Source organism: Streptomyces glaucescens (assembly GCF_002154375.1).
In the GTDB taxonomy this organism is placed as follows: Bacteria; Actinomycetota; Actinomycetes; order Streptomycetales; family Streptomycetaceae; genus Streptomyces; species Streptomyces glaucescens.
Map to the genome: position 1 here is coordinate 304 of NZ_MUND01001018.1, position 3,493 is coordinate 3,796.

Sequence of the window (3,493 nt, forward strand, 5' to 3'; positions counted from 1 at the left end):
CAGCTCCATCACGATCCACGGGCGGCCCTGTTCGGTCGCCACGTCGTAGACCGTCACCACATTGCGGTTCGCGACCCGCGCGGCGGCCCACGCCTCCCGCTCCAGCCGGGCGTACATCCGCTCCACGTCGGACCCCGGCAGCCCGGCCGGGGCGCGCACCTCCTTGACGGCGACCTCGCGGCTGAGCAGTTCGTCACGGGCCCGCCACACGGTGCCCATACCGCCCTCGCCGAGGGGGGACAGCAGCCGGTAGCGATTCGCGATCAGCCGTTCACGGCCCGGTACGTCGGACACGGGCGCCCCCTCTTCGCATCCGGGCGAAATCCCTGTTTTCCACGAAAGTAGCTCACCCGAGTGCGGTTGCCGCCCCCTTGAGCACCAATCCGGCCCCCAGGGCCAGCACGACGGACGCCGACCCCAGCGGCGCGGTACGCCGCAGGGCCGCCGTCAGCCGGCCGGCGGGCCTGAGCGCCCGGGCCACGCCCGCGCCCAGCCGGAACACGGCGAACCCGGCCGCGGTGAGCGTCAGGGCGAGCCCCGCACCGTACGCGAGGACCAGCAGCAGCCCGAACCACGCCTTTCCCAGCGCCGCCGCGCCGACGAGCACGACGACGGCGGAGGGACTGGGCACGAGCCCGCCGGCGAACCCGAGGAAGAGGGTGCCGCGGAGGGAGGGGTGGTGCGGGTGCGGGTGTGTGTGCGGGCGCCGGTGGGGCTCGTCTCCGGGGTCGGTCCCGTGCCCGTGTTCGTGCGCGTGGGGATGTTCGTGCCCGTGCGCGTGGGCATGTTCGTAACCGTGCGCGTGGGCATGCTCGTGCCCGTGGGTGTGCACGTGTCCGTGCCCCCGGTTGCGCCAGGCCCGGTGTACGAGGCCCACTCCCGCCGCCGTCACCAGGGCGCCGCTCGCGATGCCCAGCCAGGCGACCACCGAGGGCGCCGCCGCGGAGCCGGCCGTGACCAGCAGGCCGAGGGCGACCACGCCGAGGGTGTGGGTGACGGTCACCGACGCGGCCAGCGGCAGGATGTCCCGCAGCCGCGCCCGGCCGCCCCGCGCCACCGCCGTCGCGGCCATCAGCGTCTTGCCGTGCCCCGGGGCGAGCGCGTGCAGCGCGCCGAGGCCCAGCGCGACGGCCAGGGCCAGGGCGGCGAAGCCGGGGGTGAGGTCATGTCGGGAGACCAGGGAGTCCAGGGCGCGGGTGAACCGGTCGGCGCCGCGCGGCAGCACGGACGCGGCGGGCGCGTCACCGTCCCGTTCCTCCCCGGCCAGGGCGGGTCCGCCGGGGCGCAGGCGGAGGGACGCCGAGGTGACGCGGGCCGGGGAGGACAGCAACTCCTCCGGGTAGCTCGTCAGTTCGCGGGACGCCGACGCCTCGGGCACGTCGGAGGCGGTGAGGGTCGTACGGTCGCCGCGGGCCGTGATCTCGCGCCAGCCGGAGCCGACGTCCGCGCTGCGGAAGCCGACGGCCGTCCGCCCGTCCCGGGGCAGCGGAGCCGTCAGCAGGCACTCCACACGGAGGGTGTCGAGGCCCGCCTGCCCCGGCCGGACCTGTCCGGAGCCGGAGACGACGGTGAGCGCGGCCTTCCGCCCGCCGACGGTGACCTCGCTGTCCCGGGCGGCCCGCGCGCAGCGCTGCCGGGCCCAGCCGTCCAGGCCCAGCCGCTCGATGTCCGGCCCGGCCTGCGCTGCCGGGATCTCGGCGAAGTCCTCGACGTGCTCGACGCGCAGGTGTCCGGGGGCGGCGACCAGCCCGTCGTACTGGTTGACGGTGAAGTTGCCCAGCGGATGCGCGCCGGCCTGCCCGGCGGACAGCAGGACGAGCGCACAGGCCGCCAGGGCGGGCGTGGCGAGGTGACGGAGTCTCACGCGGTGGCCTCCAGGCTCTTCAGCGCCGCCCGGGCCTCCCGGGCACCCCGCGGGGAGAAGCCGGGGTCGAGCTCCAGGGCCCGGGTGAGGGAGGCGCGGGCGTCCCCGTCGCGGCCCAGGGCGCGTTCGATCATGCCGCGGTGGTAGTGGAACGCGGCGTTGCGATAGCCGGTCGCGGTGGCCCGACGGGCGAGGGCGAGGGCCTGCGCGTCCCGCCCGTTGCGGTGCAGTGCCCAGGCGAGGGCGTCGGCGGTGTGCACGCTGCGGCGGCGCTCCCACTCGGCGCGGGCCGCGCGCAGCGCCGTCCGCGCGTCGCCGTGGTCGGCCGCCGCGAGGGCGGTGTCCAGATCGGGGTTGAGGCCGCCCGAGCGGGCGAGCGCCGTCCAGGCGTCGACCAGCGCGTACTGCTCGCGTGCCGCGGCCTCGTCGCCGGCCTCCTCGTACAGCTCGCCGAGCAGCACCAGCGGGCCGGGCAGCGGGGCGCGGGCCACGACCTGCCGTGCCGTCCGGATCGCCGCCGCCCGGTCGCCCCGCGCGGCCTCGGCGCGCGCCCGGCCCTCCAGCGCGGGCAGGTAGGTGTCGTCGGCGGCGAGGGCGCGGGCGTAGTGGCGCAGCGCTGCCGTGTGCTCGCCCTGGTCGGAGGCGAGCCGGCCGAGGGCGGTGGCCACGTACGCCACGTCGCCGGGCGCGGTGGCCGAACGCAGCGCCTGGGCCAGGACCCGGCGCGCGGTACGGACGTCGCCGCGCAGCTCCCGCACGTACGCGTACCGGGTGAAGACGGGCACCCCCGGCCGCCGGGTGTCGGCGAGGTCGGCGGCCCGCGCGGCCTCGGCGTAGCGGCCGAGTTCGACGAGGGCGTCGATCCGGGTGCACAGGGCCCGCTCGTTGTACGGGTTCCGCTCCAGCGCCCGGTCGGCGTCACGCAGCGCGCCGGTGAAGTCGTGCCGGGCGGCGGCCAGGGCGGCGCGGCCCGCGAGAGCCTGGTCGTCGCCGGGGCGCAGGGCCAGCGAGCGGTCCAGGGCCCGCTCGGCCTTCGGGTAGCGGGACGGGTCGCCGGTGGTCCTCGCCTGCTCCACGTACGCCACTCCGAGGGCCGCCCAGCCGCTGGGGTCCCGCGGCTGGGCACGCAGGTGGGCCTGGAGCGCGGTGACACCCGTGTCCAGGTCGCCGTGGGGGAGCAGGGCCGGGGAGACCGGCGCCGAGGACAGAGGCCGCCGCCCGGCGTCCCGGACGTCGCCGACCGCGATCGACGTTCCCGTCAGGGCGACCGCCAGCAGGGCGGCGCAGCCGGCGAGCCGGGCGGCGCGGTGCGGGCGCCGGGGCGGCCGCTCGGTGGTGTCTTCGGTCGTGCGGGGGACCATGCCTCTCCTCGTGCGGCGGCTGGACAACTGAACGGAAGGAAGAAGAAGGGGGTGGCGCGGCCCGCGCCGTGGGGGTTGGGGAGGGAGCGGGCCGCGCCGGTCCGGAGGGGGCCGTCAGTAGGCGCGGCCCCGGCCGCGGCGCCACCAGGCCAGCCCGGCGCCGATCAGCAGCACGCCCACCGCGCCCGCGCCCGCCGAGGCGGCGATGAGCGGGGTGTCGTCGTCCCCGGCGGAGCCGGCCGGGCGCAGGGCGTCCCCCAGCTGGCTG

The 3,493-nt window shown here is 77.8% G+C and carries 2 protein-coding genes and 1 pseudogene; all 3 read right to left on the reverse strand.

Annotation, left to right across the window (positions count from 1 at the left end; translation table 11 throughout):
- Positions 1–294: pseudogene (locus CCN42_RS45460) on the reverse strand (serine/threonine protein kinase); the annotation flags it as partial.
- 52 nt (positions 295–346) lie between these two features.
- Entirely contained in the window at positions 347–1,864 is a 1,518-nt protein-coding gene (locus CCN42_RS40250; RefSeq protein ID WP_086742042.1) for a sulfite exporter TauE/SafE family protein, read from the reverse strand.
- On the reverse strand, positions 1,861–3,225 hold the full coding sequence (locus CCN42_RS40255) for a tetratricopeptide repeat protein (RefSeq protein ID WP_086742043.1): 1,365 nt from the start codon (positions 3,223–3,225) through the stop codon (positions 1,861–1,863). The genes CCN42_RS40250 and CCN42_RS40255 overlap by 4 nt, the downstream gene beginning before the upstream one ends.
- Positions 3,226–3,493: the final 268 nt, after the last annotated feature.

Bases quoted from the DNA above. Each gene is read 5' to 3' on its own strand.
- CCN42_RS40255 (WP_086742043.1), bottom strand. From the start codon at position 3,225: ATGGTCCCCCGCACGACCGAAGACACCACCGAGCGGCCGCCCCGGCGC.